General features: G+C 51.1%; 15 protein-coding genes. 9 read left to right on the plus strand and 6 right to left on the minus strand.

The window, feature by feature from the left end; all coding sequences use genetic code 11:
- The first annotated feature begins 90 nt into the window (after nt 1-90).
- From GJJ30_RS21825 to GJJ30_RS21855, 7 genes are all read left to right on the plus strand, one after another.
- Entirely contained in the window at nt 91-726 is a 636-nt protein-coding gene (locus GJJ30_RS21825) for a peroxiredoxin (RefSeq protein WP_154177306.1), read from the plus strand.
- 153 nt (nt 727-879) lie between these two features.
- Nucleotides 880-1,152, plus strand: a complete 273-nt coding sequence (locus GJJ30_RS21830) for a hypothetical protein (protein WP_154177307.1) — start codon at nt 880-882, stop codon at nt 1,150-1,152.
- 104 nt (nt 1,153-1,256) lie between these two features.
- The gene (locus GJJ30_RS21835; protein WP_205880594.1) at nt 1,257-2,042 is read left to right on the plus strand and encodes a glycoside hydrolase family 25 protein; all 786 of its coding nucleotides are present in this window, start codon (nt 1,257-1,259) and stop codon (nt 2,040-2,042) included.
- A gap of 12 nt (nt 2,043-2,054) precedes the next feature.
- A complete protein-coding gene (pgi, locus tag GJJ30_RS21840) occupies nt 2,055-3,725 on the plus strand; it encodes a glucose-6-phosphate isomerase (protein ID WP_154177308.1) in 1,671 nt (556 codons plus the stop codon).
- Nucleotides 3,726-3,823: 98 nt separating this feature from the next.
- Nucleotides 3,824-4,666 carry a PorT family protein gene (locus GJJ30_RS21845; RefSeq protein WP_154177309.1) on the plus strand — a complete coding sequence of 281 codons (843 nt, stop codon included), beginning with the start codon at nt 3,824-3,826 and terminating at the stop codon, nt 4,664-4,666.
- Nucleotides 4,667-5,046: 380 nt separating this feature from the next.
- Nucleotides 5,047-8,403, plus strand: a complete 3,357-nt coding sequence (locus tag GJJ30_RS21850; RefSeq protein ID WP_154177310.1) for a SusC/RagA family TonB-linked outer membrane protein — start codon at nt 5,047-5,049, stop codon at nt 8,401-8,403.
- Nucleotides 8,404-8,421: 18 nt separating this feature from the next.
- Nucleotides 8,422-10,209: a RagB/SusD family nutrient uptake outer membrane protein gene (locus GJJ30_RS21855; protein WP_205880595.1), complete on the plus strand. Its 1,788-nt coding sequence runs from the start codon at nt 8,422-8,424 to the stop codon at nt 10,207-10,209.
- A 176-nt stretch (nt 10,210-10,385) separates the two neighbouring features.
- Here the strand turns inward: GJJ30_RS21855 and hisS are convergent, their stop codons facing one another.
- On the minus strand, nt 10,386-11,753 hold the full coding sequence (gene hisS / locus GJJ30_RS21860; RefSeq protein WP_154177311.1) for a histidine--tRNA ligase: 1,368 nt from the start codon (nt 11,751-11,753) through the stop codon (nt 10,386-10,388).
- 165 nt (nt 11,754-11,918) lie between these two features.
- On the opposite strand from hisS, the gene GJJ30_RS32075 reads away from it, so the two are divergent.
- The gene (locus GJJ30_RS32075) at nt 11,919-12,083 is read left to right on the plus strand and encodes a hypothetical protein (protein ID WP_170299248.1); all 165 of its coding nucleotides are present in this window, start codon (nt 11,919-11,921) and stop codon (nt 12,081-12,083) included.
- A 67-nt stretch (nt 12,084-12,150) separates the two neighbouring features.
- Here GJJ30_RS32075 and GJJ30_RS21865 read toward each other — a convergent pair whose 3' ends face one another.
- A complete protein-coding gene (locus GJJ30_RS21865) occupies nt 12,151-12,441 on the minus strand; it encodes a hypothetical protein (protein ID WP_229313316.1) in 291 nt (96 codons plus the stop codon).
- A gap of 192 nt (nt 12,442-12,633) precedes the next feature.
- On the opposite strand from GJJ30_RS21865, the gene GJJ30_RS21870 reads away from it, so the two are divergent.
- Nucleotides 12,634-13,398, plus strand: a complete 765-nt coding sequence (locus GJJ30_RS21870) for a methyltransferase domain-containing protein (protein WP_154177313.1) — start codon at nt 12,634-12,636, stop codon at nt 13,396-13,398.
- Nucleotides 13,399-13,405: 7 nt separating this feature from the next.
- Here GJJ30_RS21870 and GJJ30_RS21875 read toward each other — a convergent pair whose 3' ends face one another.
- The 4 genes from GJJ30_RS21875 to GJJ30_RS21890 form a co-directional block, all read right to left on the minus strand.
- Nucleotides 13,406-14,392 (minus strand): NAD-dependent epimerase/dehydratase family protein, encoded by a 987-nt coding sequence (locus GJJ30_RS21875; protein WP_154177314.1) that lies wholly within the window; start codon nt 14,390-14,392, stop codon nt 13,406-13,408.
- Nucleotides 14,393-14,507: 115 nt separating this feature from the next.
- Entirely contained in the window at nt 14,508-15,515 is a 1,008-nt protein-coding gene (locus GJJ30_RS21880; RefSeq protein WP_154177315.1) for a glycosyltransferase family 2 protein, read from the minus strand.
- 9 nt (nt 15,516-15,524) lie between these two features.
- Nucleotides 15,525-16,808, minus strand: a complete 1,284-nt coding sequence (gene hemL, locus GJJ30_RS21885) for a glutamate-1-semialdehyde 2,1-aminomutase (protein ID WP_154177316.1) — start codon at nt 16,806-16,808, stop codon at nt 15,525-15,527.
- A gap of 101 nt (nt 16,809-16,909) precedes the next feature.
- Nucleotides 16,910-18,634, minus strand: coding sequence for an ABC transporter substrate-binding protein (locus tag GJJ30_RS21890; RefSeq protein WP_154177317.1), 1,725 nt, complete (start codon nt 18,632-18,634; stop codon nt 16,910-16,912).
- Between the last annotated feature and the right edge of the window lie 93 nt (nt 18,635-18,727).

Raw genomic sequence — 18,727 nt, forward strand, 5'->3', positions numbered from 1 at the left:
TCATTTCCGGATTGAAAACCGCTTTTTTCTATACCATTTTAGTAACAAAAACTATAGTTTTACTATAGAATAAACAAAACCTCTTTTATTATGGCACTCCGATTAGGTGACATTGCACCGGATTTTACCGCAGAAACGACTGAAGGCACCATTCATTTTCACGAATGGCTGGGCAATTCCTGGGGCCTGATTTTCTCGCACCCCGCCGATTTTACGCCGGTTTGTACGACCGAACTGGGCCGAACCGCTCAGTTGAAGGATGAATTTGAAAAACGGGGCGTAAAAGTCATTGCGGTCAGTGTAGACCCACTCGAATCCCACTCAGAATGGGTGAAAGACATCAACGAAACCCAGAATACGACGGTTAACTTCCCGCTTATTGCCGACAAAGACCGCCAGGTTGCCGAATTATACGACATGATTCACCCGAACGCCAGCGAAAAAGCCACGGTTCGGTCGGTGTTCGTGATCGGTCCGGATAAAAAAATCAAACTGACGCTGACCTATCCGGCCTCCACGGGTCGGAACTTCCTGGAAATTCTCCGCGTGATCGACTCGTTGCAGCTGACCGCCAACTATCAGGTCGCTACCCCAGCCGACTGGCAGGAAGGTCAGGACGTAATTGTGGTTCCGGCCGTGAGCACGGAAGATGCCATCAAGAAATTCCCGAAAGGCGTCAATATCGTAAAACCGTACCTGCGGACGACTCCCCAGCCGAATAAGTAAAAACCAGTAATCCTTTAAAAAGGTGAATTTGACCGGATGCGTGCGCCGTTCAAATTCACCTTTTTTGCTAACTTTTAAAACCGTTTCCCCCCGTTCCGGAACATTCTGCACGGCGAACCGTTGTACCACTGTTTAACTAAAATTCAACACGTTATGAATGTCGCAGCCAGCAAACAAGAAAAAGGGTCCGTGAAGAATCCCAATCCCGAGCAGAAAGAAGGCCCTGTAGCAAAAGCCATTGAGGAGCAAACTGCAAAATTACCGTCCGACGTCTTTTTGTGGGCCTCGATCGCGTCGATGGGCGTTTCCCTGTTTTACAAGTTCAAGGAAGAGAACGACAAAGCCTTGTTTGTCGGCCAGTGGGCCGCCCCCTTCCTGCTGTTGGGTATTTACAACAAACTGGTAAAACTGGAAGGTCACGACTGATCGGGCAGGATACGGAGAGGCAGAGAGAAAGAAAGGCAAAAAGTAACACGAAGTTTTCTTTACCTTTCCTTCTCTCTTCCTATTTCTGACTATTTTTGCCCGAGATGAGTCGGATTATTCTGTTTATATATCGGAAGAGGAGATTTCTGGTCTGGCCCTTTCTGGCGCTTTGCTTGTTACTGGTCGGACTCTGGTGGAACCGCTCAGTTGAAAAAGTCAATGAGCTGCAGTGGCAATACGTGAACGGTTTCGGTATTCGGATGCCCCTGAAATACACCATTCACGGTATCGACGTTTCCCACCACAATAGCCGCATCAACTGGAAGCGCGTTTGCCAGATGCAGGCCAACGGTGTCGCCCTGCAATTTGTTTTTGTTAAAGCTACCGAGGGTGCCACCCTCGTTGACCGCCGGTTTAAAAATAACTGGCAGGAAGCCCGCAAAGCAGGCCTGAAACGCGGAGCTTACCACTTCTTTCACCCCAAGCGCGACCCGGAAAAACAAGCCCGCAATTTCATCAACAACGTTTCGCTGCAACCCGGCGATTTTGTACCGGTTCTGGACGTGGAACGGAACGACCGCGGCCGGGTTCCGGCCGCTAAATTGATTTCGGATATTCGGGTCTGGTTGCGGCTGGTTGAAGATCATTACGGCACAAAACCGATCATTTATGTCAACCGGCATTTTTATTTACTCTACATTGCCGGTAATTTTGACGACTATCCGCTCTGGATTGCGGATTATTCAACCGACCATCCAGGCGATTTTAAGGCCGACCGGTTGTATTTTTGGCAGCACAACGAAAAAGGCTCCGTGGACGGCATTCGCGGAAAAGTCGATTTCAACGTGTTTGTCTGCGAACCGGATCGTTTGAAAGAAATTTGTCTTTGACCTTTACTGACCATGTTACCTACCCATTCGTTTCTGCAACTTCCTGCCTATCAGCAGCTCCAGAGTCATTTCGAACAAATGAAAGAACGCCATCTGCGGGATTTGTTTGCCGAAAATCCAAATCGGTTTGCGGATTTCTCGTTACGGTTTGAAGACCTGCTGGTTGATTTTTCAAAAAACCGCATCACCGCCGAAACCGCCCGGCTCCTGCGCCAGCTGGCGGGGGAAGCCGGTTTGTACGAAGCCATCGAAAAGATGTTTTCCGGCGATGCTATTAATGTTACCGAAAACCGCTCAGTTCTGCACATTGCACTCCGAAACCGCTCCAACTCGCCCATTCTGGTCGACGGCAAGGATGTCATGCCGGAAGTCAATGCGGTTCTGGATAAAATGAAAGGGTTCTCCGAACGCATCAGTTCGGGCGACTGGAAAGGTTATACCGGAAAACCGATCACGCAACTGGTCAACATCGGCATTGGCGGCTCGGATCTGGGGCCGGTGATGGTCACGGAAGCCTTAAAACCGTATGCGGTTCAGAAAGACGGAAAACCGCAGCTCGAGGTACATTTTGTATCAAACGTCGACGGCGTCCACATCTACGAAACGCTGCAAAAGCTCGATCCGGAAACCACCCTGTTCATGATCGCGTCGAAAACGTTCACGACGCAGGAAACCATGAGCAACGCGCACTCGGCCCGCGACTGGTTCCTCGACCATGCCGGTGACGAATCGGCCGTGGCAAAACACTTCGTTGCCATTTCGACCAATAAACCGGAAGTTGAAAAGTTCGGAATCGATCCCGAAAATATGTTTGTTTTCTGGGATTGGGTCGGTGGTCGGTATTCCCTCTGGTCGGCCATCGGATTATCGATTGCCTGCTACATCGGTTTCGACAACTTTGCCGAATTGCTGGAAGGCGGTCACGCGATGGATTTACATTTCCGCAATACGCCGATTGAAGAAAATATTCCGGTCACGCTGGCGCTGGTGGGAATCTGGTACAACAACTTTTTCGGAGCCGAATCCCACGCCATTCTGCCGTACGACCAGTACATGCACCGGTTTGCGGCCTATTTCCAGCAGGGCGATATGGAAAGCAACGGCAAATCCGTCGACCGCAATGGACAACCGACAGCGTATCAAACCGGACCGGTGATCTGGGGAGAGCCGGGCACCAACGGCCAGCACGCTTTTTACCAGTTGATTCACCAGGGCACCAAACTGATTCCCTGCGATTTTATCGCTCCGGCCATCAGTCAGCGCCCGCTTGGCGAGCACCATAACATGCTGCTTTCCAATTTCTTCGCTCAGACTGAAGCCCTGATGAACGGAAAATCGGGCGAAGAAGTCGTCAGCGAACTGATTAAATCCGGCAAAAATGAGGATGAAGTGGCGTTGCTGATGCCTTTCAAGGTGTTTTCGGGAAACCGCCCAACGAACTCCATTTTGGTCCGGAAAATTACGCCCCGCACGCTCGGCAGTCTGATTGCCATGTATGAGCATAAGATTTTTACGCAGGGAATCATCTGGAACATATTCAGTTTCGACCAGTGGGGCGTTGAATTAGGCAAACAACTCGCCAATCGGATTCTGCCGGAGCTGGCCGACGACCAGCCGGTTTCGTCGCATGATAGCTCCACCAACGGGCTGATCAATTATTATAAAAAATTGCGTCGGGCTTAAACAATCCAAAATATTCGTAGTTAGAGAGGTGTATGGTTGACCATACACCCGCTTCGGCGGTCCGATTTTTTTATACAACTTTAATTAACGTTATGATCATGAAACGCAGCAATACATTGCTTGCACTGTGCCTATTGGGAACGTGGAGCGCTTTTGCTCAGACTATTTCGTCGGACACCACTAAAACGACTACGACGACCATTACAACAACCGGAACGGATACCACCTATCGCTCGAATTCGGCCAACTCGACCAATTCAACGATGGACAATTCGTCGAATACCGCAACTACGCCTACGACAACTACGAACGATTCGCCAACGCAAACGCCCAGCAGTACGTATAGCTCAACGACAACGACCGAGTATAGTGCGAGCCGGGAAACACGACCAAAAGCCGAAAGGCCCTACAAAGCATTTACGGGCGGTTTTTATGTCGGTGCCAACACCACCCGCTACCGCGGTGAGGATGTTGACGGCGACAACCCTGCCGGACGACTGGGCTACCAGATCGGCGCCTTTGTTCGCGGTGGAGGCCGGTTATACGGACAATTAGGTGTTGAATATTTCGCTTCCAGCTCGAATTACTTTAGCCCCGGCGACGGCTCTACGATTCAGGATATTTCCGGACGAATCAACACGAAATGGTTACAAATTCCGGCGTATATCGGGGTGAAACTGGCTCAGTCTGAGCGGGGTATTTCGGCTGTTCGGCTGGCTGTTGGTGCTGAATACGCCAACCGTCTGAGCAGCAGCAACACCATCAACATTGATAACAATGAAATTAAAAGCGGCACCTTTCTGGGGCTGGCCAACCTGGGCTTCGATATAGGTCCGGTGCTGATCGATCTGGTTTATCACTACGGTTTTTCCGACGCCATCAGCGGATTTAACAATTCGCAACGTCGCGCCCTGGGCTTAAACGTCGGTTTCAAATTCTAAATTAACAGGTTGTAGTAAGTGTAAAAGTGACCCGGCATCAAGCCGGGTCACTTTTTTTATGCCTTCTCCGTCCGGATCTCCGATTTATCGCCACCTGGCAGTTTTACTCATCTATTTGCTGAATGATGTGGGCCAAAATATAAAATTTGCAAATTCAACAATATATTCTGCAAATTTTATGGCAAGAAAGTGCTCAGTAATGATCGTATTTTGCTGCTATAAATTAGTTTCCGGATCGATTTCCGGATTCACTACCTATTCCGTAACCTAAAATTTTGCTCAATGAACTTCCTTCGGTTGCTCCCCGCTGGCCAGTAATCCCGGCCTGTTTCCCAAAAAGTGATACGTACCCAATTTAAACACAATTTTCCTATTCATGTATGAAGCGAATTCTACGTTCGATTTTACAGCCCGGTAGTCCAGCCACCTGGCTGTGCCCCCTGATTAGCCTGTGTCTGGTAACCGGCGCGGCTCATGCCGCACCCACGGGCAAAGGTGATGCGCCAACCTATAAAGTGGTGGAACAAACCATTACGGGCTCGATTACCGACGAAACCGGTAAAGGACTGCCCGGCGTCAGTATCCAGGTAAAAGGCACCACACGCGGCACCACCACCGATTCCGACGGAAAATACCGGATTGCCGTCGATCCGGGTGCGACCCTCGTCTTTTCGTTCATCGGTTACATTCCGCAGGAGATCGTAATCGCCAGCCAAACCACCCTTAACCTGACCTTGTCCCCCGATACGCAGGCACTGAGCGAAGTGGTTGTCGTTGGGTATGGTACCCAGAAAAAAGTCAACCTTACCGGTTCTGTCGCAACCATCACGTCCAAAAACATCGAAAGTCGGCCGGTGACGAACGTTTCTTCTTCGCTGGCGGGTCTGGCGCCGGGCGTTTTTGTCCGGCAATCGTCCGGAAAACCGGGTGCCGACGGCGCTACGATCCGGATTCGGGGAACCGGTACGCTCAACAACAGCGACGCTTTGGTCATCATCGACGGTGTGCAGGGCTCGATGGATGCCGTCAACCCGAATGACATCGAATCGATGTCAATCCTGAAAGATGCGGCATCGGCTTCGATTTACGGGTCATTGGCCGCCAACGGGGTTATTCTGATCACGACAAAAAAGGGATCGGCCAAGAAAACGACCGTCACGTATACGGGCATTCTCTCATCGGCTCGCCCGAGCAACCTGCCTGAATTCATTTCGGATTACGTCCGTTACATGCGGTTATTCAACGAAAGCAACCGGAATGTGGGTGTTGCGGAAGTGTACTCGCCCAATACAATCCAGACCTGGGAAAACGCCAATAAAAATCCCGACGGCACCAGCCCGGGAGGTGTTCCCAATTACGTGGCCTATCCGAATACCGATTGGGCCAGTTGGGTATTCCGGAACGAAATTGTTCAGAACCATAACATTGCCGTCAGTGGCGGGGGTGAAAAATCGTTGTATAACATGTCGCTGGGCTATTTGGATAACCGGGGCGTCATGCAGAATACCGGGATCAAGCGGTTTCAGCTCCGGGCCAATATCGAATCGAAAGTAGCGAAGTTCCTGACGCTTGGCGCGCAGACGTTTGCCTCGACCCAAAACGCCGGAAAAGCCAATACCGACCTGGCCTTTCAGTATTTGTGGCAAACCAACCCCGGTATTTATCCGTATTACAATGGGAAATACGGTTTTCCGGTGGCCGTGGAAGAACCAACGACTGTCAACAACATCTATTCTTACCTCGACGGTACCGGCGGACTCGACCGAACCACGCGCTTCAACACCACCCTGTACGGCGTCGTGACCCTCGCGAAAGGGCTGACGCTGGAGCCGAAAGTAAACTACCAGACGCGTTTCAACGAGAATAATTCCTACGCGTTGCCCGGACCAGCCGAACGCTGGGATTTTTCGACCAACACGCTGAAAGTTCAATTGACGCCTGCCGACCAGTTGACGACGGCTTATTCCTTCAACCGGGATTACCTGCTGACGCTGGACAACGTATTGCGCTACAACACGACGTTCGGGTCCGATCATGAATTTGGCGCGCTGGTGGGTTACAACCAGTTCAACTTCCGGTACTATGATTTTAATGCCGCAAAACGTGGCCTGATCGACTATACGACCACCACCTTAGGCTCAGCCGGTGAAACCTCGAATACCGCCGGTGGTCAGGAGTATAACCGGGCCATGCGGTCCTATTTCGGCCGGGTCAACTACGCCTATCAGTCGAAATACCTGTTTGAAGCCAATATGCGCTACGACGGTTCGTCGCGGTTTGCACCGGAAAGTCGCTGGGGTGTATTCCCTTCCTTTTCAGCGGGCTGGCGTATTTCCGAAGAATCCTTCCTGGCGGGTTTGAACGAAAAAATTCAGGGCCTGAAACTGCGGGCGTCCTGGGGTAAATTGGGTAACAACGGCGCGAACAACAACCGGATTTATACTCCAGGTACATCGGGTGATTACGATTACCAGGCGGTTTACGGCAAAGTGCCTTATTCGTTCAACAACGTTGCCACGACGGGATTGGTACAGGCCAAATACGCCAACCCATTACTGCTCTGGGAATCGACAACCTTGACCGATATTGGTCTGGAAGGTTCTTTGTTCAAAGGTCGGATGAATTTCGAGATCGACTGGTATCACAAGTTAACCGACGGTATTCTGACCACTCCGCCCATTTTCCTGACGGCCGGAACAAAGGCCGCACCCACCCAGAATACGGCGGGTGTGATGAACAAAGGGTTGGAATTAACGCTCGGCTGGCGGGAAAAAATCGGGGAAGTTGATTTCTCGATAAGCGGTAACATCGCGTACAACATCAACCGGGTGACGAATTACCGGGGAACCCTCGCCGAAGGCTACACCACCGACGCGGCTGGTAACAAAGTGTATAACTCCAACATCGGGCAGGTATCCAGCGGTGGCGATACCCGCGTGCTGGAAGGGCATCCGATTGATGAATATTACCTCCTGGATGTTTATAAAGGCGACGGGAGCCATTCCAATTCCGACGGAACGGTTAATATCAACGGCGGGCCAAAAGACGGTATGATCCGGACTCCGGAAGATCTGGCGTGGGTGCAGGCCATGATCGCCAAAGGCTACAAATTTCAGCCGGTCGGTACGATTGGGAAAGGACAATTGTACTACGGCGACCTGATTTACGCCGACACCAATGGCGACGGCACCTACGGGAACAACTTCGACAAGCGGTTTTCGGGTGTCAGCAGCACGCCGAAATACATCATGGGTCTGTCACTCAGCGCTTCCTGGCGCGGTTTTGACTTCTCGATGCTTTGGGCGGGCAGCGCCGGGATGAAATACCTGTATAACCAAACCGGTATTAACGGAACGCGCACGACGCTGACCAACTCGATCGGTACGCGGATCGCCGATGATCACTATTACTACAACGACGCCAATCCGAGTGATCCGGCCAACAACATCAACGGGACTTTTCCGCGCCTGAAATACAATTCGGATAGTCAGACGAATATTCCCAGCTCCTACTGGTTGTATGATGCGTCGTACGTCAAGCTGAAAAATGTGCAGCTTGGCTATTCAATTCCGGCCGCCTGGGCCTCAAAAGTCGGAATGAGCCGGGCACGGGTGTTTTTATCGGGCGAGAACATTTTCATGATCACCAAGTATCCGGGCCTTGATCCGGAAGTGGGGGCCAACGTCTCCTACCCGACCATGAAACAGTATGCCGTGGGTCTGAACGTAACTTTTTAACCGACATTTTCCAAGACGATGAACTTCTTTCGATCGATAAAAAATACTGGAATAACAGGCATCAACAAAGCCGGTCTGGGCCTGATGGTGATGCTCGCCCTGGGCAGTTGCGAACAGGATTTGCTCGACACTACTCCTTACGGCTCAATCAGTTCAGCCAACATGTGGGTTAGCGATAACCTGACAGACCTGGGGGTTGCCGGGGTCTACAATGCTCTCCGGCTGGGCATCCAAACCGGCGGTGCTTCCGACCGGGAGTTGTACCAGATGGATGGCATGGGTTTTACATCTTCCAGTCGGGGTGGTAACGACATGATCAACGCTACTTCGACCACCTCCAGCGCCCGGTTTTTGAACACCTGGAAGGAACTCTACGAAGGTATCCACCGGTCCAACGATGCCATTACCAACATTGCGGCCAAATCACCTTCGGCGGCTGACAAGAAAGCGCGGCTGATTGCGGAATGTAAATTTTTGCGGGCCTATTTCTACCTCCGGCTGAATCAGCTTTTCAAAGGCGTTCCGATTTACCTCGAACCGGTCACCGTCCCCGAAATGAACCGCCCCCGCGAAACGGAAGAGAAGGTCTGGGCCCAGGTGATTCAGGATTTGACCGACGCCATTAACGAAAAGAATCTGCCGGATAAATACGCTGCCAAAGCCGCTAATTATGGACACGTGACAAAGGGGGCAGCCTATGCCCTGCGGGGTAAAGCGTATCTCTACCAGAAAAAATACGCCGAAGCCGCTGCGGATTTTGCCAAAGTGAAAGAAGCGGGTTACAAGCTCTTTGCCGATTACAACAAGCTTTTCAAGGAGGTAAATGAGCAGAGCGACGAGATGATTTTTTCCCTGCAGAATACGGGCGTTGATACCTACGGTTCTACGACGCAGTGGTATTGCGGAACCCGCTCGTCGTTCGGTTCCTGCTGGAACAACTACTACGTTTCGACCACCGTAGTAGATTTGTACGAAAACAAGGACGGCAGCAAATTCGACTGGAACTCGATCATTCCGGGCTATAACAGCATGCCCGTTGATAAACGCGAGGTGTTCTTTTACCGTAATGGATTGACTGCCGCCGAAATTGCAACCGGCACGAGCAAAGGGCTTGATATGTCACTGTACCTGCCAAACGGTAACGAGGAGCGGATTGCGAAAGCCTACCAAAACCGCGATCCCCGGCTCCTGAGCAACGTCATTGTGCCGTATGCGACGTACCTAGGCCGTCCGCAGAACGGAGCGGATCAGATTTACACCAACCGCTGGCCGTCGCGCAGCGAAACGCCCCCGGTTCTGGATTTATTTACCGATTCGCGGAGCCAGTTCTTTTACCTGCACCGCAAATTCGTTTACGAAGGGTCGACCGAATTGCTCAACCGCCAGTTCGGACCGATCGATTTCCCGATCATCCGTTACGCCGACGTCCTGCTGATGTGGGCCGAAGCGCTGAACGAACAGGGAAAAACCGCCGATGCCGTGGCGCTGGTGAACGAAGTCCGGGCCAGGGCCGGAGTGGGTTTGCTGAATTCCTCAACCGCCACGACGGTTTCGGGTCAGACCGATTTGCGCGAACGAATCCGCAACGAGCGTCGGCTTGAATTTGTGAACGAAGGCATCAATTACTTCGACGAACTTCGCTGGGGAACATTGAAAGACAAGGTGTTCACGGCGGGAAGTGGTGTCAATCAAATCTGGGGCAGCATCACGATTCCGTATACCTGGAAAGAAAATATTACCATTTGGCCAATTCCGCAAACGGAAATCGAAATGAATCCGAAACTGACCCAGAATCCGGGCTGGTAATCAAAACGTCACCAATCAATTGGTGACGTTTTAAGGGTGGTTGTGTGCAAGTTGCAGCACACAACCACCCTTTATCTTTTCAATAAACCGCAGACATTGCCAGGTCTCACATGCTATATTACTCATAGACAAGGACTTATTCTGACTTTTTATGTATTAAAATAATGACGGCGCTGTCAGAGGAGCACCATTTTTTTCACAATGTCGTCTGCGGTCAGTTTTTCCTGTTCGCCCGTCAGCATATTTCTCAGTGTCAACTGGCCGGTTTGCAATTCTTCGGAGCCAATCAGTACGACGTACGGAATCCGTTTGGCATTCGCATAATCAAGCTGCTTTTTCACTTTAGCCGCATCCGGATACGCTTCGGCCGAAATATTCTGCGCCCGGAGCTGGCTCAACAACGGCAACCCGATCGAACGGGCTTCCGCGTCGAGGTGGACCACCAGCACCTGCGTGGCTTGCAGCCCGGTTTCCGGAAACAGATTCAGCTCTTCCATTACATCGTAAATCCGGTCGACACCCAGCGAGATACCGACGCCCGACAGGCCCGGCATTCCAAACGCGCCGGTGAGGTTGTCGTACCGGCCTCCGCCACTGATGCTGCCAATCTGCACGCCGTTGGCTTTCACTTCAAAAATGGCCCCGGTGTAATACGATAAGCCCCGGGCCAGCGTCACGTCCAGTTCAATACGGGCATCAGCCAAACCGTATTGCGCCACCAGTTGCCAGACTTCTTCAAGTTCAGAGACGCCTTTCAAACCGACTTCCGATCCCGAAAGCCAGCTTTTCAGTTGCTCAAAAGCCGCCTGCGTTTGCTTCGGAAACTGGAACATCGGTTCTAGCTTTTCAATCGATTCGTCGGAAAAACCGCGTTGTTTCAGTTCTTCCACTACTTTTTCTTTCCCGATTTTATCGAGTTTATCGATTGCCACCGCCAGCGGTCCCTCCTGCCCTTCCGCACCCACCACCTCGGCAATACCGGTCAGGATCTTGCGGTTATTGATTTTTACGGTGAAATCCTGAATGCCCAGATTCCGCAGGCTTTCGTGCAGCATCAATACAATTTCGGCTTCGCACAACAGCGAATCCGTTCCGACTACATCTGCATCACACTGCACAAATTCCCGGTATCGACCCTTTTGGGGCCGGTCAGCGCGCCAGACCGGCTGGATCTGGTACCGTTTGAAAGGCATCGCCAGCGCGTGGCGGTTCATCACTACGTAACGGGCAAAGGGAACAGTTAAATCGTAACGGAGTCCTTTCTCAGAAATTTTCAGGGTTAGTTTTTTGGCCGAATCCTGCCAGTCGCTCTCGGACAGGCCATTGGAAAAATCGCCGGAATTGAGGATTTTAAACAGGAGTTGGTCGCCTTCTTCACCATATTTACCCATCAATACCGACAGGTTTTCCAAAGCCGGGGTTTCGATGGGTTGAAATCCATAGCGCCGAAACGTCTGCCGGATGGTTTCCAGCAGAAAAAGCCGTTTGCTCATTTGTTCCGGCCCAAAATCGCGGGTTCCGCGGGGTACACTCGGTTTTTGCATGCCGCAAAAATAGTAAGCCGGAGGGAGTTTTTTAGCAGCGGTTTTTTACAAGTTATCAAACACCGATAGGCTAACGAGATAAGTACAAATTAAAAATTGATATTCTGCGGTTTTTCAGCTAATTTTGCGGACAATTTGGAATAAACTTACTAATTACATACAATCATGGGAGTAACTGCACTGAAACGCAAAGACCAGAAAAATAAAGCCCGCGCGAATAATAAAATTGCCCGCATCAAACAATTACTGCGTCGTCCTGACATTAAAAATGTTGATGTTGAAGCAATTAAGGCTTCTTTTGCCGAGAAGAAAGCCCAGGCTGCAGCTTAATTTTTAGCATTTTCAGCGGGTAAACGGATTACGCTTTCTGAAAACCGACAGCAACTCGATTGCCTCGTCACGCTCGACGGACGGGGTTTTCTTTTTTCTGCCAGCCCCGAACTTTCTTTTTCATCTCCCGGCGAATGGCCCGACGGGTTTCGATTCTGACGCGGAAAATGATGGCCTGCCCAAACAGGGAAATTCCGGCGTTGATGACAATCAGGCTGTAGGTGCCGAGGAGGACCCAGCGAACCACCGGCTCGCCCGTGTGTTTCAGATTGGCCGCTTCGCTGAAAACGCACAATCCATAGCCAATCAGCATCAGACTGAAAGGTGCTAAAAGCAGCCATTTGGTACGCGTACTCATCTGCTTAATGAGCCGCCGGCCGGGGGGTTTTGAGGGGGCAACAGCCATTTTTAATAACTACAAATAATCAAAACTCTAATTTAACAGACTTAATCGCATTTCATCGTTAAATCTGTTAATTTTTGCGTAATATGACCGAGGTGAGTTACAAAAACCGGTCCATTTCCGTGTCTTGATTGCGTTTGCTCTGGCATGAAACATCTGATTAGCTTTATTTTGAAAACCGTTCCGCGCCCGGTTTTGCAGCGCGTCAGCCATTATGCCATGAAAGTCATGATGGTCTTTTACCGGGGAAACAACGTCGAATGTACGGTTTGCAGCAAACACTTTCGGGAATTTATGCCCTACGGCCGGAACATACCCCGACCGAATGCACTGTGTCCCAATTGCTTAGCCCTGGAGCGGCACCGGCTAATGAATCTTTATCTGCAACGGAAAACCAATTTTTACCGCGATCAGCTCAAGGTGCTCCATGTCGCACCCGAACATTGCTTCATCTACCGGTTTGAAAAACTAACTAACCTGGATTACATCACCGCCGACATCGAGTCGCCATTGGCGAAAATAAAAATGGACATTCACCATATTCCATTTCCCGAAAATACGTTCGATGTCGCATTTTGTAACCACGTCATGGAACACGTTGAGGACGACGCCAAAGCCAGCAGTGAGCTTTACCGGGTGCTGAAACCGGGCGGTTGGGCCATCATTCAGTCGCCGATCGATTATTCCCGCGCAACGACTTTTGAAGACGCCAGCATCACCGATCCGAAAGAACGGGAGCGGCTTTTCTGGCAAAGCGACCACGTCCGGCTTTTTGGCCGCGATTACGCCCAGCGGCTTGCCAAAGGCGGTTTTACGGTCGTGGAAGACCGGTTCGTTTTTGAATTACCGAAAGAAGAAGTGAAACGGTTTTCGCTGCCCGCCGGAGAAATCATTTACCTCTGCAAAAAGTAACCCGGTTTTACGGCTCGACCGGATACGGCCCTTCCGAAAAACGCTCGGCGTGGTAGCCTTTCGACCCGATCCGTTCGGCCAATGGGCCAAGTACATTTCTGCCGGTTTTCAGTTGCTCAATGATCGCCCTGAAGTCGTATTTTGGTTGCCAGCCCAATTCCTTCCGGGCCTTTTCATTGACGTACACGCGATCAATACCAGGGAACATTTGCCAGCCCCTTCGCTCGTATTCCGACTGATAATCAGGTATATATTTTTGCAAAACGGCGGGCGCAGCAATTCGCAAATCCGCCGTATCTTCCGGTAAAAAAGGCGTCGTTGCGCTGATGATGAAGGTTCCAAAGCCGATGGCCTGCGCGCGTTCAACCGCCACAAGATGTGCGCTGACCACATCGTCGAGCGCCACGCGCCGGAACAGGTATTCGTTCGCTTTCAGATTATCATCCGCAAATTGATTCCGGGCCTCTTTGCTGTCATCCGCTTCCGGGAAAAATCGGGAGGTTCGCAAAACAATACAAGGCAAACCCTGGTTCCGGAAAAACAACTGGCAAAGGTTCTCGGCTGCGGCTTTGGTTACCCCGTAAATATTTTTGGGAACCGGCACCACGCCTTCGGTAATCCAGGCAGCGGGATCGCCAACCGGCGGGACAAGCGCATCACCAAAAACACTCGTCGTACTGGTAAAAATAAACTGCTCAACACCGGCAGCAACGGATTCCTGCAACAGGTTAAGCGTCCCGGTGATGTTGGTATCGATAAATTCCTGCTGACTGTGCGTCGCGACATGCGGTTTGTGCAGCGTTGCCGTGTGAAAAACCGTCTTGACACCCACGAGGCATTGCTTCACGAAGGCACGATCCGTGATGGAGCCAACCTGCGTCGTGAAAGGTGAAGCCTGGAGGTCAAGGGCCACGACATCGTATTGCAACTCCTTCAACGTACGAACGAGCGCTTCACCCAAATGCCCGGCACTTCCGGTAACTAAAACGCGCATGAATAAGATGGATTTGATTGATAATTGACCGCTGACGATTGACCATAGACCATTGATGATCGACGATTGGCGATGGTCAGCGGTCAATCGTCAATGGTCTATGGTCAATCGTCAATTACGACGGATACTCAATATTGGCTCCGGTTTCCTGGTGACTTTTCGGTTCCAGTAGCCGTTTCCAGCCTTCCGACAAAAACCCGATTCCGTAGCCAATGAGCTGAACAAAAGCAGCTTCAACGCTCAGAAAAGCTACTTTCAGACTTCCCTCTTTTCGGTAGGCATCGATCAGAATCAAAATCGAAAGCAGAATAGGAACCGAAACTGCCAGCCCGAATACGACTGGATGAACAAAAAACCAGATCGGAATCGAAAAAATAAATACCGTAAACAGGGCCGGAAACGTATGCACCAGCCGCAGTTCGGACGGGAAAAACCGGGCGATGTTGATGCGAGAACGTCCGAAAAACCGGAGTTGCCTATAAAACTGCCGGAAATTTGTCCGGCGTTTGTGGTAAATAAACGCTTCCGGAATCAGACCGGTTTTGAAATCGGTTTCAATGATGCGAACGGCAAATTCGATGTCCTCGCCCATGCGGCTGATTTTGTAGCCCCCGATCTTTTCGTAGACCTGCCGCGAAAAACCCATGTTAAAACTGCGCGGATGGTATTTGCCGCCGAGATTTTTCTTGCTGCCCCGAATTCCGCCGGTGGTAAAAGGCGAGGTCATCGAATAACTAATGGCCTTTTGAATGGGTGTAAAGTTGGGGTGCGCGCGGTCGGGACCGCCGTAAGCATCGAGCCAGTCGGTCTGCAGATGCTGTTCAACGGCTTCGAAATAATGCGGAGGCACCAGCGCGTCGGAATCGAAAATAACGAAATAATCGCCCGTCGCACGCTCAAAACCGTGGTTACGCGCAAAGCCCTGACCGCCGTTGGGTTTAAAAAAATAGCGGATATTCAGGCGGTTTTTAAACGACTCGGCCACCCCATCAGCCCGGTTAACGGAACCGTCTTCCACCACCACGATCTCGTCGGGAATCCGGGTTTGCTGACCCAGACTTTCGAGCAGTTCACGCAGTTCGTCCGGGCGGTTGTAAACGGGTATAATGACGGAAAAACGCATCCGGATCGGTTAAATAACTTCTTTCAATGCTTCTTCACTGGCCCAGATGATCTGGTCGATGTGTTCGTCCGTTAAGGCTGTCGACAGAAACAGGCTTTCAAATTGCGAGGGTGCCAGGTAAATTCCACGTTTGAGCATCGCCTGAAAATACCGGCCAAACAACGGCAGATCGCAGGTTTTGGCATCGACGAAATTAGAAACCGGTCGTTCGGTCATGAAAAGCGTATACATCGAGCCAAGGTGGTTGATCGTAAAATCGAGTCCCAGTTTGGTCAGGCTCGTGCGAAAACCGTCGATCAGTCTGGTGCCGGTGGCTTCGAGTTGGGTATACACTTCCGGGTGTTCGTTCAGATAGCGCAGCATCGCCAGGCCCGCCGACATGGCAATCGGATTGCCCGACAAGGTTCCGGCCTGGTAAACCGGACCGGAGGGCGAAACCAAATCCATAATTTCGCGTCTGCCACCGTACGCGCCTACCGGCATTCCTCCACCGATAATTTTTCCCATCGTGGTGAGGTCGGGCCGGATGCCAAACCGCTCCTGCGCTCCGCCTTTCGCCAGCCGGAAACCGGTCATGACTTCGTCGAAAATCAGTAGAATGGCATTTTTGTCGCACAAATCCCGCAATCCTTCCAGAAAACCGGGGTCGGGCAGGACGCAGCCCATATTACCCACAACCGGTTCCAGAATGACCGCAGCAATCTGATTGGCATTGGCTTCGATCAGCCGTTCAACGGCCCGCAAATCGTTAAAAGGAGCGGTTAAGGTATCCAACGCCGTTGCTCTGGTAACACCGGGACTATCGGGCGTTCCCATTGTAATAGCTCCGCTCCCGGCGGCAATCAGGAACGAGTCGCCGTGACCGTGGTAACAGCCCTCAAACTTGATCATTTTGTCGCGACCCGTAAAACCGCGCGCCAGCCGAATGGCGGCCATCGTCGCTTCGGTCCCGGAATTGACCATCCGCACTTTTTCAACCGAAGGCACCATTTCGACAATCAATTCGGCCATTTCAACCTCTTTGCGCGTGGGTGCTCCGAACGAAAACGAATGCTGAATGGCTTCCCGAACGGCTTCCTCCACCGGTTCGAACGCATGGCCCAGGATCATCGGCCCCCAGGAATTGATTAGCTCGATGTACCGGTTTCCGTCCTCATCAAACAGATACGGGCCCTTGGCCGATTTAATAAACAGCGGGTTTCCGCCCACGGCGCGAAACGCCCGAACCGGCGAGTTGACCCCGCCGGGAATTAAAGTTTTCGCTTTCTCAAAAAGCTGCTCGCTTGTTGTCATGGTTCAATGAGTGAATGAGCGATTTGCGATTGAGTGAATAGCTCCGCAGGAATCGAGAAATGGCGGAGCTATTCACTCAATCGCAAATCGCTCATTCACAATTAAAAAGTGTTGGCTATCAAAAACCGGGTGCCATCGAATTTTACGATGGGGACGACCTGGTTTTCGTTACTGCCGGAATAATCGTAACCAGAGAGCAAATAACCTTCTTCCGGCGTGGTTTTCAGTTGAGCCCGGTTGGTAATCTGCCCACGGTTTCGGGCGAGGGCTCGGCCAAAAAACAACAGCAGGTCATAACCCTGGTATGCGTAGGTCGACGGAATTATGTTGCGCTGCTCCAGGTATTGTTCTTCAAATTCTTCCGAACCGGGGCGTTGTTGGTCAACAAATTCGGGATAAACCAGGTACAGGTCACTTTTGGTAAAAACCGATAGCGGATTTTTGTCAAAATCAAAAGCCGACGAGGTTGCAATCACCGGCACCTCCACTTTGCGTTGGGCGAGCAAACGTAGCAGTTTCGGACCGGTATTTTCGTCACTACTGGCCAGGAAAATGTGGCCGGGCTTGCTCACTTCCGACACTTTAACGGTTTCCAGGTCAGCGCCAATCTTCCGGAATTCCACGACGGAAAAGCCAATTCGCTTTAATTCAGCCTGGTACAAAGCCGCCAGCGTCGAGTCTTTGCGGGAATTTCCAAAGTAGATCGTAGCCTTTTTGAGCGTCGACAACGTACGGGCAAAGGCCACGGTTTTGACGGCCTGCTGGTTCAATGAGGGTGAAGCCAGAAACGCCAGTGGCTGATTCGCGATCAGTTCGCTGCTGGTCGAAATGGGATTAACGAGTAAAATGTTATTTTGATTGGCAAATTCCGTCGCCAGCCGATTGGGCTCAGCATACAGCGGGCCAATCAGGAGATCGTTCTGGATAAAACCGGGATTATTTACCAGCGTAGTCATTTTGGAAACATCATTATCGACGTCGTAGGCAAACAGATTGACGGTAATTCCTTCCGACTGCAACTTCGTTTTGGCGAGTTTCATCCCGTTATACAAATCCAGCGCGTACTGATTCGAACGGGCGCGATCGTCGGGATTAATTTCATTGAGTCGAAACGGAAACATCACGGCTACGTTGAAGTAGCCTTTGTTGCGGTTTTTCTCCGGTTTGGTAACGGTGGCCGAATTGGCTGCGGTCTCCGCCGAAGCCGGGCGGGGAATGGCCGGTATGCCAAAGCGGTTGGTCAGCCGATCCGACAGTTCGAGATCCGCCGGAGCCGTCGACGTCCGCTGAATCTGATCGATCAATGCCAGCGCCAGTTCGCGGTTGTTCGAAAATTCTTTTTGCATCACTTTCAACCGGTTCAAATCATTGATCTGGCTGAAATAATACGTTTCGAGTTTGCTCACATCCTGCTTTAAATTCGGGTCGCCAATCCGGGTCATGTTCTCAAGCCCTTCCTCAAACTGTCCGTTTTCGAAATAAGCCGCCCCCAGCAGGTAATAGACATCGTCCATTTTTTTCCAGTTCGGAAACCGGTCGATCAACTGCTTCAGCATCATCCGCGATTCCGAAAACCGCTTCAGATTAAAATCAGCCAGCGCGTGGTAATAGTGTGCATACGGCGCAATTCCGGTACGCCCTTCGGTCAGCGGTTTTAACTCCGCTTTGGCTTTGACGTACTCTTTCTGCTGAATAAAACGCACCGCATACTGATACCGGCGTTCGGCATTGTCGCTTTGGGCCATTGCCACCTGAACGGTCGCCCACAACAGAAAAACGAAACGGCACGACTTTAAACCAGCATGAGAAGCAAAATTCCTGTTCATTGGGTTCAATTAAGAAGCTTGGCACAAAACTAACAAAACCAACGTGTCTGCGTTGGTTTTGTTACAAACAAGACGAATTTGTAATTCGTCTAT

This window comes from Larkinella terrae (assembly GCF_009668025.1).
GTDB lineage: Bacteria > Bacteroidota > Bacteroidia > Cytophagales > Spirosomataceae > Larkinella > Larkinella terrae.

Coding starts and splice junctions, on each gene's coding strand:
- GJJ30_RS21825 (WP_154177306.1), top strand. CDS start 91: ATGGCACTCCGATTAGGTGACATTGCACCGGATTTTACCGCAGAAACG.
- GJJ30_RS21830 (WP_154177307.1), top strand. CDS start 880: ATGAATGTCGCAGCCAGCAAACAAGAAAAAGGGTCCGTGAAGAATCCC.
- GJJ30_RS21835 (WP_205880594.1), top strand. CDS start 1,257: ATGAGTCGGATTATTCTGTTTATATATCGGAAGAGGAGATTTCTGGTC.
- pgi (WP_154177308.1), top strand. CDS start 2,055: ATGTTACCTACCCATTCGTTTCTGCAACTTCCTGCCTATCAGCAGCTC.
- GJJ30_RS21845 (WP_154177309.1), top strand. CDS start 3,824: ATGAAACGCAGCAATACATTGCTTGCACTGTGCCTATTGGGAACGTGG.
- GJJ30_RS21850 (WP_154177310.1), top strand. CDS start 5,047: ATGAAGCGAATTCTACGTTCGATTTTACAGCCCGGTAGTCCAGCCACC.
- GJJ30_RS21855 (WP_205880595.1), top strand. CDS start 8,422: ATGAACTTCTTTCGATCGATAAAAAATACTGGAATAACAGGCATCAAC.
- hisS (WP_154177311.1), bottom strand. CDS start 11,753: ATGCAAAAACCGAGTGTACCCCGCGGAACCCGCGATTTTGGGCCGGAA.
- GJJ30_RS32075 (WP_170299248.1), top strand. CDS start 11,919: ATGGGAGTAACTGCACTGAAACGCAAAGACCAGAAAAATAAAGCCCGC.
- GJJ30_RS21865 (WP_229313316.1), bottom strand. CDS start 12,441: ATGAGTACGCGTACCAAATGGCTGCTTTTAGCACCTTTCAGTCTGATG.
- GJJ30_RS21870 (WP_154177313.1), top strand. CDS start 12,634: ATGAAACATCTGATTAGCTTTATTTTGAAAACCGTTCCGCGCCCGGTT.
- GJJ30_RS21875 (WP_154177314.1), bottom strand. CDS start 14,392: ATGCGCGTTTTAGTTACCGGAAGTGCCGGGCATTTGGGTGAAGCGCTC.
- GJJ30_RS21880 (WP_154177315.1), bottom strand. CDS start 15,515: ATGCGTTTTTCCGTCATTATACCCGTTTACAACCGCCCGGACGAACTG.
- hemL (WP_154177316.1), bottom strand. CDS start 16,808: ATGACAACAAGCGAGCAGCTTTTTGAGAAAGCGAAAACTTTAATTCCC.
- GJJ30_RS21890 (WP_154177317.1), bottom strand. CDS start 18,634: ATGAACAGGAATTTTGCTTCTCATGCTGGTTTAAAGTCGTGCCGTTTC.